This window comes from Tenuifilum thalassicum, assembly GCF_013265555.1.
Classification (GTDB): Bacteria; Bacteroidota; Bacteroidia; order Bacteroidales; family Tenuifilaceae; genus Tenuifilum; species Tenuifilum thalassicum.
On record NZ_CP041345.1, the window covers coordinates 2,055,441 to 2,077,269 of the forward strand.

The following is a 21,829-nucleotide window of genomic DNA, read 5'->3' on the forward strand; positions in this document are numbered from 1 at the left end:
AGTGCCAATGAGGGCTCCTCTTTATTCTTTCATCACTCCCCTTACCTGCTCCAAGCTACCATCAGTTTTGGCTGGGGTTAGGTTTAGAATATGGGCAATTATGGTGTAGATGTTAACGTTGTAAAACGATGGGTGAACATACCCACTTTTAAACGCAGGTCCCTTAGCATAAAAGATACCTTGCATATCGGGAATAAGGTTGTCGTAGCCGTGTGTTCCACCAGAGTATCCCTCTTTATTGTTCGACCAGGTAACACTCCAGCCTAACTCAGCCTCAACCAGAATGTCATTTATACGTGGATTTGTCCCATAAACGTAGCGTTGCGGAATATCCCCCCTCTCCCAGACTTTGAGATGTGGAATTGATTTTAGCTTAGCTAACACCTCATTGTAATGCTCAACCTTTGGCTGAAGACTATATACAGGGTTACTCCCTGTTATGTATTTAAATAAGCTTTTATCAACATATTCCGAAAGGTTAACTACCCTTTCATTTGAAATCTCTGCCATTCCGTGATCCGAAACTATTATGATGTTTAGCTTATCCGAAATGGGCAGTTCTGCCAACTTAGTAAGAAAATAACCTATTAAACTATCGAGTTGCTCAACAACCTTTTCTGTTTGTAGTGAAACAGGTCCATATTCATGGCTAACCCAGTCGGGTTCGTGGTAGTAGAATGTAACCAAATGGGGTCGTAACTCCACAGGAAGTGTAAACCACTTTAATACAGTGTCGACACGTTGCTCAAAAGTAACCTTTTGGTTATACCTTTTCCAGTATGTAGGTTGAAATCTCTTTATGAGTGCTTCCGAGCCAACCCAATAAAACGATGCTGTTTTAACACCCTGTTTTTCGGCGGTTACCCAAATGGGTTCACCTCCGTAAAACTCTCCATTCTCCACGCTTTTCCTATCTCCCAACCTATAGTAACCTAACTTCTCATCGTAAAACGAGTTGTTAACAATGCCATGATGGTCGGGATGGAGGCCTGTTGCCAAGCTATAATGGTTAGGAAAAGTTTTTGATGGATAGCAGCTAATTAACGACTGTGCGCGAACTCCAGTTCGCCCAAACTCATCAATATTTGGCGTGTTATATATGGCAGGATAATCCCATCTAAAGCCATCGAGCGATATGAGTAAAACATAGGTATCAGACTTGCCTGAATACTGAGCATGTAACTGTGATGTATTAGCCGTTAAAACAAATACGAAAAGAACAGAAAATAACTTTTGCAAAATTCTCATGGTACCAAGTTTATATGTTAAACACGTTTTGAGGGGGAAAAGTTTAACCAATATTCATTTTAATATACTTATCCACATCGAATTTACGCCTACAGCCTTCGAAGTTCATGTATCGGATTTTACCGAATATTGGCCTTTCGGGCCAAGCCCTGTCGTGAACACCACCAATGGACCATGCAATTCCAGTATATCCATTTGGATCGCGCCCATCAAGGCTATACTTATCGTTCAGATAGATGGCAAAACGCATTGCCTCCTCGGGACAGGTAGTCCATTCCAAGATCTTTTTAGCCCAATACATCCGCATGTATCCATGCATCTTACCAGTATTAACTAGCTGAAGCTGTGCAGCATTCCACAGTGGGTCATGAGTATGGGCTATTTCAAACTCCTCGAGCGTGTAAAGGTAATCCCTTACATCGAACCTATGAATACGATGGGTTTCCTTTGCCCAGTCTGGAAAGCCTGCAAAGCGGGAATAGTTCGGGTTGTAGTAACAGAAGTTGTCGGAAAGTTCACGGCGAACTATCAACTCCTCCAGAAAAGCTTGCTTATCGACCTCAGGAGCAGGCGCTTTAAGCACCTCAATGGCTACTCGTTGAGCCGAGATATGCCCATAGTGTAAATAGGGCGACAAGTTAGATTGCCACTCGAGTGTTGGATCGTTTCGTTTTTCAACGTAACCATTAAGCTTTGCTTGAATGAACTCGTCAAGAACTTCGTGAGCTGCTTTCTCACCAGGAACAACTCCTTTTACAGGCTTTACCTCAGAAGCTGTTTTAAACCAAGAATTAACATCATGCCAATTTATCGATTTGCTAACCCTTTCTTTATTCTTAAGTTCAATTATTGGGAATTCGGTTAAGAACGAAGATAGATGCTTCTTTATCTTCGGGCGAATGGTATATGCTCCGAACTCCTGCTTGGGTGACACATACCAGCAAGGCACTACGTTATGCGCATCCACCTCGTAATGTGGTATGGCTAATTGTTGGTTTAGCTGAGCTTTCCAACTGCGTTTAACCAGCAAAGGATCAAAATCGCTTATAAGAAGTGAAGCCTTTACCTCTTCAGAAAACTCCAGTAGCCTTTCAGCAGGATCGCCATTTAACGTTACAAAGGGCATACCAAGTTCCTTGAACTTATGCTCTACTTCTGTTAGCCCTTTTAGCATGAAGCCATAATGTCGAAGGTTTGTGCTGGGAAAAACTTCGGATAAAGTAAAAACTACTACTAATGGGACCTTTAGCTCATTTGCATTTATGATTGAGTAAATTAAAGCCCAATTATCGGCAACACGTTGGTCACGCGACATCCAATAAATCACAGGCCCCCGACGAGATTTTCCGCCATCCTTAAGCAGCCTAGCCCTGTGTTTATTGAAAATCGACTTGCCAAACATAATTCATTGGGTTTAGGTAAAGATAGTAATAAATATCGATGATGTGAAATGCATTTCTCACATTAGCTAACAGTTTTAAGCCTTCTCATTTGAATTACAGAAATTATTTTATCTCTTATAATTCAATCACATAACTTTATGCTAAACAACTACCTTAGGATAATCGATTCCATTAAACTCAACTACAAGAATATCAGACTTAATCCGAACATCCTTATTTTGAAGCAAATGCTTAACATCAAAATGAACGGGATGAAATGAATAACGGTACTTATGGTGATTAAGCCCCAATTTATTGTATAGGGTTAAGCGTTGCTGCTTTTCAATTTCAGGTATGAAACGCGAGGCGGGTTTAATCTTATGGCTCAAATAGTAATCAAGCGTAATTAACTCTATAAGCAAGTCATCATCGGGGTAGTTACTCTTTGAAAAATGGTATAGGGTGTTATACAATCCAACTAAACCTACATTTTTATGAGAGCTTGTCTTTAGCCAAACCTCTCCTAATCCTTTTAAAAATTCAAAAATTGAATACTCTCGGGCTACATACCTAAGGGTGTTGGTTGCTCGCTTTTTATTCCAGAAAAGGTCTAAAGCATGCTCTACATGCTCTATTTGCTTTATTTCGTTTGCACTAAGATATTTACTTTCAAGCACCTGATAAGGTGGATGCTGCTGAAAACGATATCCATGCTGTTTATAATCTTTCCGAATTGGTGTTCCTTTCAGGAATTTCAGAAAGCCAAGTTGCAACTCGGGCGCAAAAAGTTTAAAAACCTCTTCAAAGGTGTACTTTATATCATCGTAATAATCGTAAGGCAAGCCAACAATTAGGTCAAGGTGAACCTCAACACGTTCCGACACACGCCGAACAAAACTTTTTATATTTTCAAAATTCTGTCGACGATGCACGGCATCGTTTGCCCTGTCGTTTAAAGTTTGTATGCCAATTTCGAAACGGAAAATGCCCTTTGGAACTTTATTACAAACGAATTCTATCAATTCGTTCTGGGCAATATCGGCTTTAATCTCAAACTGAAAAACATTACTTGGCTTTCTATTATCAAGAATAAACTGGAAAACCGAAATGGCAAACTTTTGATTTGCATTGAAGGTGCGGTCGAGAAACTTAATCGTTCTGCCATTTTCCATAAGATATTGAAGCGAGCTATGGATATAATCCATTGGCATGTAGCGCAGCCTATTTTGTAAACCAGCCAGACAGAAACTACACCTATTGGGGCAACCGCGCGATGCCTCTACATAACAAACCTTATTCTTTAACTCATCCTTTGGAATATGAAGGTAAGGGTTGATGGCTTTTAGGCTGTTCAAATCAAAGGGCTCGGGCAATTTATTTGAAATAACCTTTCCATCTTTTTTCCAGACCAATCCAGGTATGCTAATCAATTCTGGATATTTTTCAAGAAATATAGAGAAGGGTATTTCGCCCTCGTCAACAATAATAAAATCGACATAAGGACGTTCGATAACGTCATAGTATTCATACGATACCTCAGGCCCACCTAATAAGATTTTGCACGAAGGGTTGTTGTGCTTGATTTGCTTAGCAACCTCCAATGTCTTTTCAATATTCCAAATGTAGCAGCTAAAGGCAATCAAATCAAAGCTGCTGCAGTAATCTGCAACCTCATCTACCGGCATTTTAGTCGTGAACTCCTTAATATCAAGGCCTTTAAAACCTCTATTTAAATGATAGAGCAATCCTATAGCCAGGTTTTGGTGAATGTATTTTGAATTTAAGGTTGTGAGTAAGACCCTCATCAGCTAAAAATTATGACTCAAATAATTCTCTCCTTTTGATAGATATGCAAAGTAACTAAATAAGGACGAATAGGAACTATGTTCAGCGAAAGTTTGCGACAAAAAGAAAAATAGTTGTGGACATAAAAAAGCCGGGTAGTTCCCGGCTTTGCTATGCTTAAGTTTTTTCTATAGTTCAACCAACTTTCGGGTCAGCTCCTTACTACCAGCTCTTAGCTTCAAAATATATGCACCACCAGGAAGCCCCAAAGACTTTGCTGAAAACTCAAAATGCTTTTGACCAGCGTCGAGCGTTGTGTTTGCTAACTCTTTTACAACACGTCCCGTTAAATCGTAAACACTAATATTTACACTGCATTTAGCAGGAATATTAAAATCGATGTTTACCTTTTCGGCATACGGGTTTGGATAAATGCTAAGGTTAATATCGGAAAGCGTGGAAACTGGAGTAGAGGTTGTTGCATTCATAACGTTACTGTTGTACGCAGCCTTTGTGGTTACAGCTGGTTCAGAGTTCTGGCCTTTCACCTCGCTTCGTATTAAAACCAAAACAGGGAATCGATGATTTGAAACATACCAACGATAAGTTATATCGGTAATTAGCACAGAGCTACTGCTAAAAGTCTGCTTGGTTGTTTTTACCTCTTTCACTCTAAGGACATTATCGAGGGTTTGCCCATTTGGAAGAATCAGCTTCCCAATTCCATCTCCCTCAACACTATAGGTTCCAGCTATAGAGCCAATCACATTATCGTTTAAAATGTAATCGCCATCGAACTGACCGCTATAGCTATCGCCATAGGAAAAAGGATAGCGCATCTTAACGAATGGTTTATTATAGCTAAAGCGCGTATTCCCAGTAGCCGACATGTAGCCTACCTGTTCAAGGCTTTCGTTTGTGGATTCAAAAACAAAAAAGTTTCCAAACTCCTCAAGCACCACATTCCCTTTGGTGAACTTACTGCAGCATTTTGATGTATAAAAACCATCAATATTTCCTGTAAAAGAATTCTTAACCTCAAGGTTACTAAAATCCCAAACCACATTTTTGCCAGCCATGCCTGGTTCAACATAGCTTGTTAAAACCATTGGATTTTTTAAATCGGCAAAGAAACCATGGGTTTCCTGCGTTAAGGTAACTTGCGCCATTAAACCTGAAAAGGTTAATGCACATGCTGCAAATAGTAAAACTTTTTTCATAAGCATTCTCTTTTAGATTAAACAAATATAAGAATGCTGTAAACCTAAATCAAGCAGGAAATGTTAAAATAACGAGCTACATTTATAACTTTGCATCAATTATCAATGCTATGAATATTTCATTTATACTTGTTGAGCCTGCTGTTCCAGAGAATGTAGGAGCAGCTGCACGCGCCATAAAAACCATGGGTTTTTCTGATTTTCGACTAGTAAATCCATGCGACTACCTTTCGGTAGATGCACGTAAGCTTGCCCATGGCTCTAATGATATTTTGGAGAACGCACAAGTTTTTAATAATCTCGAGGAAGCATTATATGATATTGATTTTGCGTTTGCCACATCGGCCCGCGACCGATGGGTGAAGCTTGACATTATAGATAGCCATCAACTCACTCAATTCATCAATGATAAAGGCGATACCATCTCCAATATTGCCATAGTATTTGGGCGTGAAGAATCGGGGCTTACCAATCAAGAAATCAATCTGTGCCAAAGGGTTACAACTGTTCCGCTTAAAACCAAATATCCATCGCTTAACCTGGCACAATCGGTAATGGTTTATGCCTATATACTATCGGAGTTAAATGAATCTGAAACCAAATCCACTAACTCAACTAACGAGCAATCGTTTAAAGCATTGGTTAACAAGGTTAATAAGATAATGAATGAGATTGAACTTGGAGCCAAGACGCTAATTCATGGCAGGGTAATGGAGCGTCTTAGTGAGCTTAGTGAAAAAGATATTAAGCTACTTCATTCAGTTACCGCTGAACTAATAAAAAAGTTGTCAAAGTAGTTGAATTTCTTTCGTTTAGGACAAACCATCAAAAAGTTAACGCATACTTTAAAAATCCCTTTTCCTGAAAATATAGTAAGAAACAGCAGCAAAAAGTATAATGTAAATTATAGCAAAGCCAACATCATGTATTAGAGTTGGTGCATCGTTCAATCCTCTTATGGCATTTAGTGTGCTATCGCTAACATTTTGCTGGTCGAGGCTGAACTGCTTGGCCATAATCCCAAGGAAATCGGGCATAGGTGTAAGGTTCGAAATTATTTTTACAGGCATATATGCCGCAATCTTATCGGGTAAAAACAGTCTAATAATAGGCTCTATTAAGGCAAAATACAGGAGATAAAGGATAATAGAAAGCGAAACATTACGGGTTAAAACCACAAATAACATGGCAAAGGTTAGGTATCCAATCACCTGAACAAAAAGCACCAGAACATATTTATAGCTGACAAACAAACTGCTTGTCGATTTTAGCACTGGCGTGGCTATAAATGCTGCCAGGGAAACTAGAACAACAACATAAATGGCGAAAATTGTAAGCATAGAAAGTTTTGCGCCGAAAAGCTGGTTGCGACTAAATCCATCGAGTAAACTTCTACGAAATGTACCAAAAAGGAAATCGTTTCCCACATAAATGATAAATAGTATAGCAAGTATAAGGTTAAACCAGCTAGCAAGCCAAGCAACTGTTCCCCATGTGTATGGTTTTGAAAGCAGAACATTTGTTTCAACACCATTAAGGTTCATTGTGGCATTGTTTGCTATTAGGAGCACCATTAAAAAAAGCAATGCATGCATAGCAATCACAACCCAGAATGTTGAGTATCCAAAAAGTTTTACCAGTTCTGCTTTTAACGACCTAATCATAGTAATTACTTTCTGATTAGTTTAATGAATAGCTCCTCAAGATTCATATTACGAATTTCAAACGAGTTTACAACAACCCCAAACTCCTCTAAATCAATAAGTAAACTTTTCTGTTCTTTTTCGTCAAGTAACAACTTGAAATCGTTACCTAACTTTTCAACAAGTTTAATATCGGGATGCTCCGATATAAAACCATTCATTTTTCCAGCATTAGCTACTGATATATGAGCCACTTTAGCAGATGCAAGAAGTTCATCTACCAAGCCTGCAGCCTGTAATTCACCCTTATTAAGAACCGCCACATGAGTACAAGTTCTTTGCACCTCGTCCAAATTGTGACTTGCTAAAATGATAGTCTTACCTTTTAAATGTAACTCTTTTATCAGGTTTCTAACCTCAACAATGCCTTCGGGATCCAAACCATTTGTTGGTTCATCCAAAATAATTATTTCTGGATTTCCGAGCAATGCCTGAGCAATTGCCATCCGTTGCTTCATTCCAAGCGAGAAAGTCGAAACCTTTGCCTTTAAATAAGGCGTTAACCCAACAAGTTCAATAGCAGGATAAATTTGATCATAGCTAATATTCTTAGCAAAAGCGCTTACTCGCAGATTTTTTTCGAGTGAAAGGTATGGGTAAAATGTTGGCACTTCAATCAAAGCCCCCACGGATCCTTTTGGAAAGCAATTGGGCTTAGAATCTCGCCATTCAAAACTACCACTTGTAGGGAATCGTAAACCCAGTATAATTGAAAGTAGCGTGGTTTTACCACTACCATTGGGGCCAAGAATGCCTATCACCTCGCCCTTTTTAACATCAAGAGTAAAATCGTTTAATGCTAGAGTTGAGCTATACCTCTTGGTTAATTTTTTTATGGACAAAAGAGTAGACATCCCCATTTTAATACATTTAGTTACCCATTTCGGACATGAACTTAATTCGCATCAACCGGATTTCTTCCTCTGTAATATCATCATCATCTAAAGCCTCAATTGCCTCTTCGATGCTCTCTGACTCTGCCTCGTTCCGGAAGTAGTCGTAAATCTCATCCTGCTTGTCCTCATCAATTACCCTATCGATGTAATAGTCAATATTGATTTTAGTACCAGAGTTTACAATAGCTTCAATTTCGTTAAGCAGTTCATCCATCTCAAGATTCTTAGCTTCGGCAATGTCCTCTAAATCGAGTTTACGGTCGATACTTTGAATGATATAGACTTTTAGCATCGACTTACTAGCCACAGACTTAACCACCATATCCTGAGGCCTAATAATCTCTTTCTCCTCAACATAGGCCTTGATAAGCTCTACAAACTCCTTTCCAAACTTTCTGGCTTTACCAGCACCCACACCAGAGATATTCTGGAGTTCATCAATAGTTACGGGGTATTGAATGGCCATATCCTCAAGCGAAGGGTCTTGGAAAATAACAAAAGGAGGAAGATTAAGTTTTTTAGCCATCTTCTTACGAAGTTCTTTAAGCATGCTAAGCAGCTCATCGTCTGCTCCTCCCCCACCCGATTTATCGGGCGATAAACCAATTGCATCATCGTCGTCGCCATCCTCGTAGCGTTCGTCTAAGGTAAACATTACCTCGTGAGGATTTTCCAAATACTCTTTGCCTTTCTCAGTTACCATAAGCAAGCCGTAATTTTCAATATCTTTGTCGATATACTTCATTACCAATGCCTGACGAATGATTGAATTCCAAAACATGGGGTCCTTCTCGGCACCCTGACCAAAAGTGTCGAGCTGATTATGCTTATATGATTTGATAGCGGCAGTTACGTTACCTATTAGAATGTTAACAATATGGTCGCCCTTAAATTTTTGGTTTACTGCTAATATAGTTTCCAAAACCATTTGAAGCTCTTCCTGCCCGTCGAATTGGGTTTTGGGATTTAAGCAGTTATCGCAAGAACCACAATTTTCCTCGGTGTACTCCTCACCAAAATAGTTTAGCAAGGTTTTACGTCGACAAATGGACGACTCTGCATAGGAAACAGTTTCAAGCAAGAGCTGCTTCCCAATTTCTTGTTCAGAAACGGGTTTCCCCTGCATAAACTTTTCGAGTTTCTGGATATCCTTATAGCTGTAAAAAGTGATACACTGACCTTCGCCTCCATCGCGGCCAGCACGACCAGTTTCCTGGTAATATCCTTCCAAACTCTTAGGAATATCGTAATGGATTACATACCGAACATCGGGTTTATCGATGCCCATACCAAATGCAATGGTAGCCACAATAACATCAACCTCCTCCATCAGGAACTTATCCTGGTTACCAGAGCGAGTATTGGCATCCATACCCGCATGGTAAGGTAATGCTTTTATACCATTAACCTGAAGCACCTCTGCTAGCTCCTCAACCTTTTTTCGGCTTAAGCAGTAAATGATTCCCGATTTGCCAGGATTATTCTTTATATACTTGATTATCTCCTTAACAGCATTACGTTTAGGTCTAACTTCATAGTAAAGATTGGGGCGATTAAAAGATGATTTGAATACGTTTGCCTCAAGCATACTAAGGTTTTTCTGTATATCGTGTTGAACCTTGGGAGTTGCTGTAGCGGTAAGGGCAATGATAGGCGCATTCCCAATCTCATTAATTATTGGTCGAATACGTCGATATTCTGGGCGAAAATCGTGTCCCCATTCCGATATACAGTGTGCTTCGTCAATGGCGTAAAATGATATTTTGGCCTGCCTTAAAAACTGAACATTCTCCTCTTTAGTAAGCGATTCGGGCGCCACATAAAGCATTTTGGTTTTGCCCGCCATAATATCGTCCTTAACCTTTTGAATTTGGGTTTTATTGAGCGAAGAATTCAAGAAATGGGCAACACCCTCATCTATCACAAAGCTGCGCATATTATCTACCTGATTCTTCATCAGAGCAATTAAAGGAGAAATAATTATTGCTGTACCATCAAGAATAAGAGCTGGAAGCTGATAGCATAAAGATTTTCCACCACCCGTTGGCATAAGCACAAACGTGTCGTTCCCCGCCAGAACATTTCTTATTATAGCTTCCTGGTTACCTTTGAAAGTATTAAACCCAAAGTATTTATTCAGGTATTCTTTTAACGATATTTCCGATGCATCTATCTTCATTTCCTTTACTTCCTCTTTCTGGTATTTAACTTTTGTTAATAAGTTTTGACTACTGCTAAATTAAAAATTCAATACTTTTGCTTAGTAATAAAGATATAGGTTTTTAGTCAAACATTGTTACGTTTAGTGTCTTTTAACAATAAAGTCACAAAATTAGAAAAAAAAGGTACATAATGAACGAACAAATAAAAAGTCTTGCCATTGACACAATAAAAAGCGAAGCCGCTGCTATTGAGCAACTTGCCAACTACATCGACGATAATTTTGAAAAAACAATTCACGAAATCTTTAACGGTAAAGGACGCGTTATTGTTACAGGAATTGGCAAAAGTGCAATTATAGCAAGCAAAATAGTTGCAACACTTAATTCCACTGGAACCCCCGCTATTTTTATGCATGCTGCCGATGCCATTCATGGGGATTTAGGAATAATTCAACCCGATGATATTATTATTTGCCTGTCAAAAAGCGGGAATACCCCAGAAATAAAGGTTCTTGTTCCCTTAATCAAAAATTTAGGAAATAGATTGGTTGGCATTGTTTCAAACACTAATTCTTACTTGGCACAAAAAGCCGATTATGTTATTAGAGCTACTGTTGAACGAGAGGCCTGCCCAAATAATTTAGCACCAACATCTAGCACAACCGCACAACTAGTCATTGGCGATGCTATTGCCGTGTGTCTCTTAAAATTACGCGGCTTTACACCTGCCGATTTTGCCAGATTCCACCCGGGAGGGTCGTTGGGGAAAAAACTTTATATGCGTGTATCAGATATTTACACTCAAGAAAACGTTCCTAAAGTAAATTTGGATGATACCCTACCATCTGTAATCATTGAGATATCAAGTAAACGGTTGGGTGCAACTGCTGTGCTTGACAATAATGGAAAGTTGCAGGGCATCATAACCGATGGCGATTTACGCCGAATGCTACAAAAAAACATAAGCACAGAAGGAATTACAGCAAAGGAAATCATGTCGGTTAATCCTAAAACCATTACACCCGACGAACTGGCAATAAATGCGTTCAACCTAATGGAGCAACATAAAATAACTCAACTTCTTGTAGTTGAGAACAATAAGTACTTGGGTGTAATTCACATCCACGATATCCTTCGGGAAGGCATAGTCTAACCAACTCTTAAAGTTCATGGCAAAAAGGTCGGAAATGACCATTCTTGAGCACCTTGCAGAGCTTCGAATTGTTCTGCTTAAAATTTTCATTGCCATTACCCTTGGAAGTCTTGTAGCTTTTATTACGGGAGAGCATCTCCTAAATCTAATCATACATGTATCTAGCCCTCAGTTCATAACAAATCGACTTCTTTGCAACTTAAGCAAATCATTAAACCTAACAGAATTGTGCATTAATAGCTCTCAAATAGGTTTTATAAACATTGAGCTATCGGGGCAGTTTATGCTTCACATTAAAATTGCAATTTGGGGAGGGATAACCCTCGCAGCGCCATACTCCATAAAGGCATTATTGAATTTCATTATGCCAGCACTAACAAAAACAGAACAAAAAGTTTCAAAACTATTTCTGCTCTCAACTATCTTTCTCTTTGTTTTAGGAATAGCCTTTGGTTACTTTATAATTGCACCCATTGCTGTTCATTTTCTAGCCACTTATAGTGTCAGTAGCAAAATTTTAAACCATATCGCCATTCAATCGTTTATAAATACCGTTGTCCAAACAATCTTTGCTATGGGAATTGGGTTTCAACTTCCACTTATAGTTCATTTACTGACCAAATGGCATCTTATAGACAGAAAAGTATTAGTAAGAAATCGAGCCATTGTGTTTGTTATCGTTCTGACATTATCTGCCATAATTACACCACCAGACGTATTTAGTATGATTATTGTAGCGCTGCCCCTTTGGTTGCTTTACGAGCTAAGCATTTTTGTTTCAAAACCCACTAATTAGATTATGAGATTTTTCAAAAAATATATAGCCTTTATTGTTCTATTAGGAATTTCATTATTAGGTTTTGGTCAGGGACAAATAACCAAGATAAGAGGAACCGTGCTCGATGCCGAAACCAAAGAACCGTTGCCATACGTAAATGTTTCGTTTAAAAATACAGCCATTGGTACTATCACTTCGGATAAAGGTGAATTTTTTCTTGAAACTCGTTCTACCGCCGACACCCTTATAATTTCTTTTGTAGGTTACAAAACAGAAACCATTAAAATAAGGAAAGGTGTTTACCAAGAGCTAAAAGTTGAGCTAAAGCCCGATGCAGTAGAACTCGAAGCCGTTATTGTTAAACCTGGAGAGAGTCAAGCAAACAGAATTATAAGGAACATTATTAAAAACAAGGATAGGAATAACCCCGAAAAGTACACCTATAGCTGTAAAAGCTATAACAAAATCCAGGTAGATATCAACAATATTGATGACGATATTAAGAAACGAAAAGTTTTTAAACAGTTTGATTTTATTTGGAACTACGTGGATACAAATGCGGTAACCGGAAAAACATACCTACCCATTTTTATTACTGAGTCCATATCGGATTACTACCACAGCGCCGACCCAAAAATGGAAAAGGAAATTATTAAGGCAACAAAGATGTCGGGTGTAAACAACGAAAGCGTTGCCCAGTTTACGGGTAAAATCTATCAGAACGTAAACATTTACGACAACTACATAAACATATTCGACCAAGGGCTGGTTAGCCCAATTTCTAATTCAGGGCTGCTGTTTTACAAGTATATACTTCTTGATAGCATGTTCATTGGTAACCGTTGGTGCTACCAAATCACCTTTAAACCGCGACGTAAGATGGAGCCAACTTTTACTGGCGATTTCTGGGTAAACGATAGCACCTGGGCAATCGTAAAGGCTCAAATCAGGTTGTCGGACATGGTTAACCTTAACTTTGTAAACGACATGGTTGCCACTTCGGAATATGTTCCCATAAACGATTCCATTTGGTTCCCCAAGCAGCTCACCCTTTTTGTCGATTTTAACCTAACCGATAAAACAACCGGATTCTTTGGTCATAAAACCATTTCGTACAGCGATGTTAAGCTAAATGCCCCATTCCCCGAAGAGGTTTCAGAAATGCCAACCAACCTTCAGGTTGAGGAGGGCGCTCTTAACCAAAAAGAGGACTTTTGGGCAGATGCTCGCCCCTTTGAGCTAACACCTCGTGAAGCTGGAATATACCAAATGGTCGATTCCATTCAACAAGTACCCATGTACAAAACATTTATCGATATCATTAATATGTTTGTAAACTACTACTACGTGGTGGGATACTGGGAAATTGGACCATACTACCAGACTTACAGCTTTAACGAAATTGAGGGCAATCGCTTTAAAATCTCGGGCAGAACAAGCAATAAGTTTAGCAAAAAGGTTATGCTTGACGGATTTTTAGCCTATGGCGATAAGGATAACCGCTTTAAATGGGGAGTTGGTTCGCTTTACATGATTAATAAAAACCCACGTGTCGCTCTCAGCGTGCGCTATAAAAGCGACATTGAGCAGCTCGGGCAAAGCCCCTATGCGCTAACCGAAGACAATATACTAACCTCATTTCTACGTCGTAACCCAAACAACAAGCTCACCCTTGTAAAGGACTTTACGGCATATTTTGAGAAGGAGTGGTTCGTTGGGCTATCAAACAAAATAACGGTTAGTCATCGTATTATTTATCCAACACAATTCATCCCATTTGTTTCAGTGGCCGATGGAAGCAGCTTAAGCAATATTACTACATCAACGGTAACGTTAAATACAAGATGGATAAAGGATGAGCGCTATGTTTCCGGTGAATTTGAAAAGGTGAGCCTCGGTAGCGATTGGCCTGAGGTCAACTTTGATATCACAAAATCGATTAAAGGTTTTGCCGGTTCCGATTACGATTTCTGGAAGCTACACCTAAACTACTACCACAAGTTCAACGTTAACCCCATTGGCTATGCAAGGTTAATTATTGATGCCGGGAAAATATTCGGTAAGGTCCCCTACCCTTTGCTTCAGCTACACGAAGGTAACGAAACTTACGCATTCGACAGGTACGCCTTTAACATGATGAACTACTACGAGTTTGCTTCGGACCAGTATGCTAGCTTCTACTATGAGCATCACTTTCAAGGATTTTTCCTAAACCGTTTTCCGCTTATTCGTAGGCTAAAATGGCGCGAAGTTGCAACTGCCAAATATCTAGTTGGCAGTATAAGCCAACAAAACAAAGATGTGCTCCAGTTTCCAACTGGTTTAGGTGAAGTTTCAAAACCCTACATAGAGCTAAGTGCCGGTGTTGAAAACATTTTTAAGGTATTTAGGGTTGATGCGCTCTGGCGCCTAACCCATTTGGATAATCCCAATATCGAACCCTTTGGGATTAGAGTGGGACTTCAGATAATTTTTTAGCTATCCGAACGTTCCTTACTACTCTTAACCTTTCCATTTTAAGAACCAAAGTGCCAAAAAGTGAAAAAATCGACTTTTGAGATTAAGAAGATGGACTGCCCATCGGAAGAGAACCTAATTAGAATTAAACTAAATGGGTTTAACCAGATAAAAAAAATGGCATTTAGCCTCTCAGAAAGAAAACCGTAAATTCAACAAGCAAATGCGACACATTTAAAGAACTCAGTTTTTGGAGTACTAAAATGCAAATTCTTCCTTAGTCTTCTGTTTATTTTATGTTGTACCTGTTTTACAAAATCTGAATCAAAGTTATCAAAATTTGATTTTTTAGGGATGTTCTGTCTAATTAATTTATTAGAGTTCTCACTTAAACCCCCATTGCTAAGCGTAGTCTGAAACCAAAAGAATAAAAGAACAAGAAGCTTAGCGTAGATTGCATTTACGCTTTCTTTGTAGTAGATTGTAACTACACCCTAGTTCTTCCCCCGTTCGCGCGGATTTGTAACTCCAACTATTTTTTCTGGTTGTGCCTGAGTTTTCCTGCTATTGCAATTTCACTGGCAGAGCCAGCAAGAATGGTTTAGACTTAGGCGGAGCCTAAGCCGAACGTTGGAGAAAACGTACAATTAGCTATATTTACCGGGCAGAGCCCGAAGAGATGGATTCGACTAAGGCGTATAGCCTCAGCCGAACGGGGGAATCTTAAAAAAAAGTATTGGTAATTAAACATTTTGATTAACTAATTTTTTTAAATTTGTTATATAACATTTGGGAGCTAGGTAAAGCAACTAGATAGAACGAATGCCATGGCAGATGTTTTAAAACAATATAAAGATTTGCTTATTCAAAAAAGGTATAGCCCGAATACAGTAAATATAACAACAATTGATGTTATTACTCCAAATTGTCAGGATAACAACAATGGGAGATATACGAACGTTACCACCAATATTAAATGAAGAACCAAAAACAGCAAAAATACTAACCAATGATTCCTGACTATCAAACAATAATGCTACCTCTTTTAAAAACTATGAGTGACAAAAAAACTCATAAATTAAGAGAGTTAATTGAAATTCTTTCTGTTCATTTTAACTTAACCGATGACGAAAGAAAAGAATTATTACCAAGTGGGTCGCAAGCCATTTTTGACAATCGCGTGGGTTGGGCAAAATTTTATTTAGAAAAGGCAAATTTGTTAAAAACAGAAAAAAGAGGTTCTTACCACATTACAGAATTAGGACTTAATTTTTTAAAATCTAATCCAAAAGAACTAAGAACAAAAGACTTGGAAAATTTTAAAGCATTTAAAGAGTTTAAGCAGTCAATAACGGTAAAAAACGAAACAGAAAGTTCCGAGCAGGAAAATCAAGAAAATGAAGAATCTAATAAAACTCCTGAAGAAGCTTTAGAATACGCATATCTAAAACTAAAAAATGACCTTTCAAGAGATTTGCTTGACACAATTAAGGGTTGTTCTCCTGAATTTTTTGAAAAACTGGTAATTGACATGCTGACTAAAATGGGGTACGGCGGTTCAAGAAAAGATGCAGGAAAAGCATTAGGAAAAACGGGAGACGGAGGAATTGATGGAATAATAAAAGAAGATAAACTTGGGCTTGATACAATTTACATTCAGGCAAAAAGATGGGAAAATACTGTGCCCGTGAGAGAAATCAGAGATTTTGCAGGAGCGTTGTTATCAAAAAAAGCAAGAAAAGGAATTTTTATAACAACGTCCAATTTTCCTAAAAGTGCATTTGACTTTGTAGAAAGTATAGAACATAAAATAATTCTAATAGACGGAGAGCGGTTAACAGATTTGATGTTTGAATTTAATGTTGGTTTATCAACTCAATCAATTTACGAACTTAAACGTATTGACTCTGACTATTTTGAAGAATAAAAAATAAAATACTGGTGGTAACAAAGTACATATTGCAGGGCGGGGTTCGGAGGTATGCCAACCGCGGATTCTCGCATCGCAGTTCAGTCCTGGCGGACATGAACGCTCTCCGAAATCCGCTCCGCAACATGTACTAACCGTTAGCCATTATTGCAAAAAGACCACAAAACTATGAATAGTAGACAAAAAGCGAAAGAATGGATTTATCCACGACATACTGAATTTGAATCAGAATTAAGAAAATCATCATCTGAATGGTTTATTAAAAATAGATTCCAAGTTCATAGCAAAATGCCATATTGTTTGGACTCATTAGACAACTGGCGAAATAATATCATTTTATCGGAAGTTGCTGATTACATTGAGAATTTCAAAAATGAGAGTGAAAAGAATAATAAACCATTTCCACTTCACAAGTACGCACATCACGGATTGAGTAGTCAAGCGATGGTCTTTAATTTAATTGGACCTTTAATTACACGAAACGATTTGACTCCTTTGACTGCCCTACTTGATGCTAAGGGGATTGTTAACAAATTAAAAAAAGCACAATTTGAATATGAAGACAGGACTGTTTTTAATGAAGATACAGGGCAACCCACTTCAATTGACTTAGTTCTTTTTGACACGGAAAATAGACCAAAGATATTTATTGAAAGCAAATTAGTCGAAGCAGAATTTGGAGGTTGTTCTGTTTTTAAAAAAGGAGATTGCGCTGGAGGAAATCCTATTGATAATTTACAAGAATGTTTTTTGCATTTCATCGGAAGGAAATATTGGAGGTTAATTGAAAAATATGGCTTCAATGAGAAATTAAAGAATGAAAAGATTTGTATTTTAGTAAATTACTATCAGTTCTTTAGAGAGATTTTATTGAGTATTGATAAAGACGGCTATTTTGTTTTGCTTTCAGATGAACGTAGTCCAGTTTTTAATTATCAAAATGGGGAAAAAGTTCGTGGATTAATACCATTACTAACTGAGTTCGTTCCTGATAAATACAAGGACAGAATAGTTTTAGTTACTATCCAAGAGATTGTTCTTTCAATTGAAAGTACTGGTAGACACAATGACTGGATAAATGAATTTGAATTAAAATATGGATTAAAAAAAGCAACAAATGGCTAACACGCGGTATAAAAAATTGCCGGGACAGTAGGTTATTCAAGGATTGTAGCCCGCTCCAACTTTTGTGTAACTTGACAGGAAATCGCCCGTAATCGGCAACTTTTCATACCGCCAACCGTTGTAGGGCATTAGAAAAACGGGACAAAACGAATTAATAATAAGGGAAGACAATGGCAAATAAAGACCTCATAAAAGCAAAAGCGGCGAAAAACGATGAGTTTTATACGCAATATCAAGATATTCAAAAAGAAGTAGAAGCATACTTGGAATATAATCCGGATACATTCCGAGGAAAAACAGTTTATTGTAATTGCGATGATCCGTACGAAAGTAATTTTTTCCGGTATTTTGTGCTGAATTTCGAAAAACTAGGTTTGAAGCGTTTGATAACTACCAGTTACAAGCCGTCGCCGATTGCCAATACGCAGTTGAGTTTGTTTGGCGACGACCAAACCTTGCCACAACAAAAAGGCCGTCCGAAAGTAACGGCAAATCGTTTTATTATCAACGAAGTAGGCGATTACAATCAAGACGGTGAGTTTAATTTGGAAGATATTGCTGCACAGCTTAAAGCCAACAAAAACAACGAATGGGCGCCATTAAAAGAGGATGGCGATTTTCGTAGCGAGGAGTGCATAGAACTACTAAAACAGTCCGATATTGTCGTTACAAATCCACCGTTTTCACTTTTCCGCGAGTATGTGGCGCAACTGTTTGAGTATAAAAAGAAGTTCTTGATTATTGGAAATATGAATGCTACTACTTACAAAGAGATTTTTCCTTTAATTAAGGAAAACAAAATGTGGTTAGGTCCAACTATATCCAGTGGCGATCGTGAATTTCAAGTCCCAGATTATTATCCTTTACATGCTGCTGGATATAGAATTGATGGGAAAGGAAGGAAATTTATACGAGTCAAAGGTGTACGATGGTTCACCAATCTTGACCATGGACGCCGTCATCAGCCGTTGCCTTTAATGACCATGGCGGACAATCTTAAATTCAACAAAAAAATCCAGAAGAATCCTAACAGCTACAAAAAATACGATAACTACGATGCCATTGAAGTGCCCTACACCAAAGCCATCCCCGGTGATTATGATGGCGTGATGGGAGTGCCGATTAGTTTCTTAGACAAATATAATCCGGAGCAGTTTGATATTGTTGGCAGCGATTATTATGTTAAGGAAGGACTGTTGCCGGAATTGGTAAATCCTAAATGGAAGGGTAAGATTGATAGAGGTTATATAGACGGGAAGCGTATGTATACCAGACTTTTTATCAAACATAAGGAATAATTATGATAACTACACTAAAAACCGATATTACAATTGAGCAAATTTGCGAAGGTTTTGTATATAGCGAACTTGAAGGTAAAGGGCTTTTTGGGCTTGCCGGTAAACTGACCATTCAGCCGGAATATCAGCGCAACTACATCTACGCATCCGATGGCGGAAAAAGGGAACAGGCGGTAATTGAGTCGGTTTTGAAAAGTTATCCGTTGGGTCTGATTTACTTTAACAAAGTGGACGTAGACAAATTTGAAGTGCTGGACGGGCAGCAACGCATTACCAGCTTGGGGCGGTTTGTAACCGGCAAGTTTGCAATCAAAGACGAAAACGGCAACGAGCAGTATTTTAGCGGCATGGCTCAAGACAAAAAGCAAAAGATTCTCGAAACCAAACTTTTGATTTACGAATGTGAAGGAACAGAGAGTGAAATCAAAGAATGGTTCAAAACAATCAATATTGTCGGAGTACCGCTTAACGAGCAAGAATTGCTGAATGCCGTCTATTCCGGCCCATTTATAACAAAGGGGAAAGAGTGGTTTAGCAACAGTCAGAATCCAAATATTCAAAAATGGAGCGCGTATATCAGAGGTAGTGCTGTGCGGCAAGATTTTTGGCATACGGCTCTTGATTGGGTAAGTAAAGGCAATATCGGCGATTATATGAGCTCACATCGGTATGACGCCGACATTAAAGAGGTAAAAAATTATTTTGATACCGTGTTAGATTGGGTTTCTGCCGTGTTTGAAGATGTGGAGAGTGAAATGTGCGGTTTGGAATGGGGACGGCTTTACGAAGAGTATCATAAGCAATCGTATGATCCGAAAAAGGTTTCTGAGCGTGTACAAGCTCTTTATGCCGATCCTTATGTCAAAAATCGAAAAGGAATATTTGAGTATATTCTGGGCGGAGAAAAGGATACCAAACTGCTTAATGTTCGTGTATTTGATGAAGCAACCAAAAGGGCTGCCTATAAACAACAAACAAAAGAGGCTAAAGAAAAAGGAATATCCAATTGTCCGCTTTGCGCTTTAGGTCACGATGCTAATAAGGCAAGAATTTATGAATTTAAGGAAATGGACGCCGACCACGTTACTGCTTGGAGCAAAGGTGGAAGTAGCGATATTTCCAATTGCCAGATGCTTTGCAAGACGCACAATCGTGCAAAGGGTAATAAATAAAAACGCCCTACAATAAATAGGACTCTGAGCGGCGTGCAGCGCCCAGCGAAGAGTCGGTGTTGAACTACACCCGCTGGGTTCGGAGCTATGTACTTAATGACGGTTTTTGTTTTTTTTGAAGTTAATATTTTGAAGGGTTCTTTGACGTATTGGGGTCTATTCAAAAAACTGTGTCATTCTATAATTTTTCTTTTTCAAGGCCCTCCACAAATTAAGGGTTTTGAAAAAGAAAAATTCTATTTTGTAAATCGCTCTTCAAATATAATTGATAATTGTGATTGTATTGTTCTCCACGCAAACATTGGCTTTTGCCAGTTGTCCGCTACAAACTGTTTCTGAACCAGGTAGAGTAGTTTCATTAGCGCCATATCGCTGCTAAACAGCCGTATTGTTTTGGTTACCTTTCTTAACCTGCCATGAAAATTTTCGATGACGTTGGTTGTGTAAATCAGCTTCCTGATTTCAGGCGGGTACTTGTAAAAGTTGGTAAGCCTCTCCCAGTTCGTCTTCCAGCTTCTTGTAGCATATGGGTATTTTGATTCCCATTTGGCACAAAAATCCTCAAGCGCCTGTCTTGATGCCTCCCTGTTCGGCGCCTTGTAAATCTGCTTCATGTCTTTCATTACTGCCTTGCTATCTTTATATGGCACAAAACGCATGGTGTTACGAACCTGGTGAATTACACATAGCTGGACGTCCGTCTGCGGGAAGCTGGCCTCGGTGGCCTCTGCAAACCCCTTTAAGTTGTCGATGCTGGCAATAAGAATATCGTTCACGCCGCGCGCCTTCAAATCCGACAGAACCTCCAACCAGAAGCTCGCCCCTTCTGACTGCCCAAGATACATGCCAAGGATATCCTTGAACCCTTCCCGGTTAACCCCGATAACGCAGTAAACAGCCTTTGTAACTATCCTGTTCTCTTCTTTTACTTTAAAATGGATGGCATCCATCCAAACAAGCGGATAAACCGGTTCCAGGGGACGGCGCTGCCACTCCTTCACATCCTCTACAACCCGATCGGTTACTGCAGTTATTGTCGACTCTGAGGTGTCCAGGCCATACATCTCATGCATGTGCTTGCGAATATCGCTGTAGCTTAGACCCAAGCCGTACATGGATATGATTTTTCGGTCAAGTTCCTCGTTTAAAACACGTTGTCTCTTCTTGACCAGTTGTGGCTCAAAGCTGCTGTTACGGTCTCGGGGGGTGTTGATCTCTATTGGGCCAATGCTGGTCCTTAGGCTCTTTGAAAGCTTGCCGTTTCTTCGATTGGGCTCCTCGCTTTCTTTCAGGTGGGCATCAAGTTCCCCCTCCAAACTGGACTCGATAAGCCGCTTTATCAAGGGTGTAAAAATACCGCCAGCTCCAGTTAACGGTGTACCTGCTTTTAGCTTTTCCATCGCCTCTTTTTCAAAGGCTGCATAGTCAAATGGTTCTTCTCTTTTCATGGTGTCAAATTTATAATTTAACTTTTTATTTGACACAGTTATTTAAATAGCGTCATTTGTTGAGACCCGTAT

The 21,829-nt window shown here is 38.9% G+C and carries 17 protein-coding genes and 1 pseudogene; 9 read left to right on the forward strand and 9 right to left on the reverse strand.

Annotation, left to right across the window (positions count from 1 at the left end; translation table 11 throughout):
• Positions 1-21: 21 nt before the first annotated feature.
• The 4 genes from FHG85_RS08645 to FHG85_RS08660 form a co-directional block, all read right to left on the reverse strand.
• Positions 22-1,248 carry an alkaline phosphatase family protein gene (locus FHG85_RS08645; RefSeq protein WP_173074935.1) on the reverse strand — a complete coding sequence of 409 codons (1,227 nt, stop codon included), beginning with the start codon at positions 1,246-1,248 and terminating at the stop codon, positions 22-24.
• A gap of 43 nt (positions 1,249-1,291) precedes the next feature.
• On the reverse strand, positions 1,292-2,650 hold the full coding sequence (locus tag FHG85_RS08650; RefSeq protein WP_173074936.1) for a deoxyribodipyrimidine photo-lyase: 1,359 nt from the start codon (positions 2,648-2,650) through the stop codon (positions 1,292-1,294).
• Positions 2,651-2,791: 141 nt separating this feature from the next.
• A complete protein-coding gene (locus FHG85_RS08655; RefSeq protein WP_173074937.1) occupies positions 2,792-4,435 on the reverse strand; it encodes a B12-binding domain-containing radical SAM protein in 1,644 nt (547 codons plus the stop codon).
• Positions 4,436-4,603: 168 nt separating this feature from the next.
• Positions 4,604-5,635 carry a T9SS type A sorting domain-containing protein gene (locus FHG85_RS08660; protein ID WP_173074938.1) on the reverse strand — a complete coding sequence of 344 codons (1,032 nt, stop codon included), beginning with the start codon at positions 5,633-5,635 and terminating at the stop codon, positions 4,604-4,606.
• 110 nt (positions 5,636-5,745) lie between these two features.
• On the opposite strand from FHG85_RS08660, the gene FHG85_RS08665 reads away from it, so the two are divergent.
• Positions 5,746-6,432: a tRNA/rRNA methyltransferase gene (locus FHG85_RS08665; protein WP_173074940.1), complete on the forward strand. Its 687-nt coding sequence runs from the start codon at positions 5,746-5,748 to the stop codon at positions 6,430-6,432.
• A 48-nt stretch (positions 6,433-6,480) separates the two neighbouring features.
• Here FHG85_RS08665 and FHG85_RS08670 read toward each other — a convergent pair whose 3' ends face one another.
• From FHG85_RS08670 to recQ, 3 genes are read right to left on the reverse strand one after another with little or no spacing between them, the layout of a single operon-like run.
• On the reverse strand, positions 6,481-7,299 hold the full coding sequence (locus FHG85_RS08670) for a hypothetical protein (protein ID WP_173074942.1): 819 nt from the start codon (positions 7,297-7,299) through the stop codon (positions 6,481-6,483).
• A 5-nt stretch (positions 7,300-7,304) separates the two neighbouring features.
• Positions 7,305-8,192 (reverse strand): ABC transporter ATP-binding protein, encoded by an 888-nt coding sequence (locus tag FHG85_RS08675; RefSeq protein ID WP_173074944.1) that lies wholly within the window; start codon positions 8,190-8,192, stop codon positions 7,305-7,307.
• A 16-nt stretch (positions 8,193-8,208) separates the two neighbouring features.
• On the reverse strand, positions 8,209-10,413 hold the full coding sequence (gene recQ / locus FHG85_RS08680) for a DNA helicase RecQ (RefSeq protein WP_173074947.1): 2,205 nt from the start codon (positions 10,411-10,413) through the stop codon (positions 8,209-8,211).
• A 173-nt stretch (positions 10,414-10,586) separates the two neighbouring features.
• Here recQ and FHG85_RS08685 point away from each other — a divergent pair, with 173 nt between their 5' ends.
• From FHG85_RS08685 to FHG85_RS13315, 4 genes are read left to right on the forward strand one after another with little or no spacing between them, the layout of a single operon-like run.
• Complete coding sequence (locus FHG85_RS08685; RefSeq protein ID WP_173074949.1) at positions 10,587-11,549, forward strand: KpsF/GutQ family sugar-phosphate isomerase; 963 nt, start codon at positions 10,587-10,589, stop codon at positions 11,547-11,549.
• Between the two features lie 16 nt (positions 11,550-11,565).
• Complete coding sequence (gene tatC, locus FHG85_RS08690) at positions 11,566-12,345, forward strand: twin-arginine translocase subunit TatC (protein ID WP_173074951.1); 780 nt, start codon at positions 11,566-11,568, stop codon at positions 12,343-12,345.
• A gap of 3 nt (positions 12,346-12,348) precedes the next feature.
• Positions 12,349-14,805, forward strand: a complete 2,457-nt coding sequence (locus tag FHG85_RS08695) for a DUF5686 and carboxypeptidase-like regulatory domain-containing protein (RefSeq protein WP_173074953.1) — start codon at positions 12,349-12,351, stop codon at positions 14,803-14,805.
• 60 nt (positions 14,806-14,865) lie between these two features.
• Positions 14,866-14,994: a hypothetical protein gene (locus FHG85_RS13315; RefSeq protein ID WP_262886938.1), complete on the forward strand. Its 129-nt coding sequence runs from the start codon at positions 14,866-14,868 to the stop codon at positions 14,992-14,994.
• 2 nt (positions 14,995-14,996) lie between these two features.
• On the opposite strand, the pseudogene FHG85_RS13425 reads toward FHG85_RS13315, so the two are convergent.
• Positions 14,997-15,179: pseudogene (locus FHG85_RS13425) on the reverse strand (IS30 family transposase); the annotation flags it as partial.
• A 614-nt stretch (positions 15,180-15,793) separates the two neighbouring features.
• Between FHG85_RS13425 and FHG85_RS08700 the strand changes: the two are divergent.
• From FHG85_RS08700 to FHG85_RS08715, 4 genes are all read left to right on the forward strand, one after another.
• A complete protein-coding gene (locus FHG85_RS08700; protein WP_173074955.1) occupies positions 15,794-16,711 on the forward strand; it encodes a restriction endonuclease in 918 nt (305 codons plus the stop codon).
• 171 nt (positions 16,712-16,882) lie between these two features.
• Positions 16,883-17,839: a PGN_0703 family putative restriction endonuclease gene (locus FHG85_RS08705; protein WP_173074957.1), complete on the forward strand. Its 957-nt coding sequence runs from the start codon at positions 16,883-16,885 to the stop codon at positions 17,837-17,839.
• Positions 17,840-18,009: 170 nt separating this feature from the next.
• Complete coding sequence (locus tag FHG85_RS08710; protein WP_173074959.1) at positions 18,010-19,137, forward strand: adenine-specific methyltransferase EcoRI family protein; 1,128 nt, start codon at positions 18,010-18,012, stop codon at positions 19,135-19,137.
• Between the two features lie 2 nt (positions 19,138-19,139).
• Positions 19,140-20,309, forward strand: coding sequence for an HNH endonuclease family protein (locus FHG85_RS08715; protein ID WP_173074961.1), 1,170 nt, complete (start codon positions 19,140-19,142; stop codon positions 20,307-20,309).
• A 236-nt stretch (positions 20,310-20,545) separates the two neighbouring features.
• On the opposite strand, the gene FHG85_RS08720 is transcribed toward FHG85_RS08715, so the two are convergent.
• Positions 20,546-21,757: an IS256 family transposase gene (locus tag FHG85_RS08720; RefSeq protein WP_173074963.1), complete on the reverse strand. Its 1,212-nt coding sequence runs from the start codon at positions 21,755-21,757 to the stop codon at positions 20,546-20,548.
• Positions 21,758-21,829: the final 72 nt, after the last annotated feature.

Bases quoted from the DNA above. Each gene is read 5' to 3' on its own strand.
- recQ (WP_173074947.1), bottom strand. From the start codon at position 10,413: ATGAAGATAGATGCATCGGAAATATCGTTAAAAGAATACCTGAATAAA.
- FHG85_RS08700 (WP_173074955.1), top strand. From the start codon at position 15,794: ATGATTCCTGACTATCAAACAATAATGCTACCTCTTTTAAAAACTATG.
- FHG85_RS08670 (WP_173074942.1), bottom strand. From the start codon at position 7,299: ATGATTAGGTCGTTAAAAGCAGAACTGGTAAAACTTTTTGGATACTCA.
- FHG85_RS08645 (WP_173074935.1), bottom strand. From the start codon at position 1,248: ATGAGAATTTTGCAAAAGTTATTTTCTGTTCTTTTCGTATTTGTTTTA.
- FHG85_RS08715 (WP_173074961.1), top strand. From the start codon at position 19,140: ATGATAACTACACTAAAAACCGATATTACAATTGAGCAAATTTGCGAA.
- FHG85_RS08710 (WP_173074959.1), top strand. From the start codon at position 18,010: ATGGCAAATAAAGACCTCATAAAAGCAAAAGCGGCGAAAAACGATGAG.
- tatC (WP_173074951.1), top strand. From the start codon at position 11,566: ATGGCAAAAAGGTCGGAAATGACCATTCTTGAGCACCTTGCAGAGCTT.
- FHG85_RS08685 (WP_173074949.1), top strand. From the start codon at position 10,587: ATGAACGAACAAATAAAAAGTCTTGCCATTGACACAATAAAAAGCGAA.
- FHG85_RS08720 (WP_173074963.1), bottom strand. From the start codon at position 21,757: ATGAAAAGAGAAGAACCATTTGACTATGCAGCCTTTGAAAAAGAGGCG.
- FHG85_RS08650 (WP_173074936.1), bottom strand. From the start codon at position 2,650: ATGTTTGGCAAGTCGATTTTCAATAAACACAGGGCTAGGCTGCTTAAG.
- FHG85_RS08675 (WP_173074944.1), bottom strand. From the start codon at position 8,192: ATGTCTACTCTTTTGTCCATAAAAAAATTAACCAAGAGGTATAGCTCA.
- FHG85_RS08665 (WP_173074940.1), top strand. From the start codon at position 5,746: ATGAATATTTCATTTATACTTGTTGAGCCTGCTGTTCCAGAGAATGTA.
- FHG85_RS08695 (WP_173074953.1), top strand. From the start codon at position 12,349: ATGAGATTTTTCAAAAAATATATAGCCTTTATTGTTCTATTAGGAATT.
- FHG85_RS08655 (WP_173074937.1), bottom strand. From the start codon at position 4,435: ATGAGGGTCTTACTCACAACCTTAAATTCAAAATACATTCACCAAAAC.
- FHG85_RS08705 (WP_173074957.1), top strand. From the start codon at position 16,883: ATGAATAGTAGACAAAAAGCGAAAGAATGGATTTATCCACGACATACT.
- FHG85_RS08660 (WP_173074938.1), bottom strand. From the start codon at position 5,635: ATGAAAAAAGTTTTACTATTTGCAGCATGTGCATTAACCTTTTCAGGT.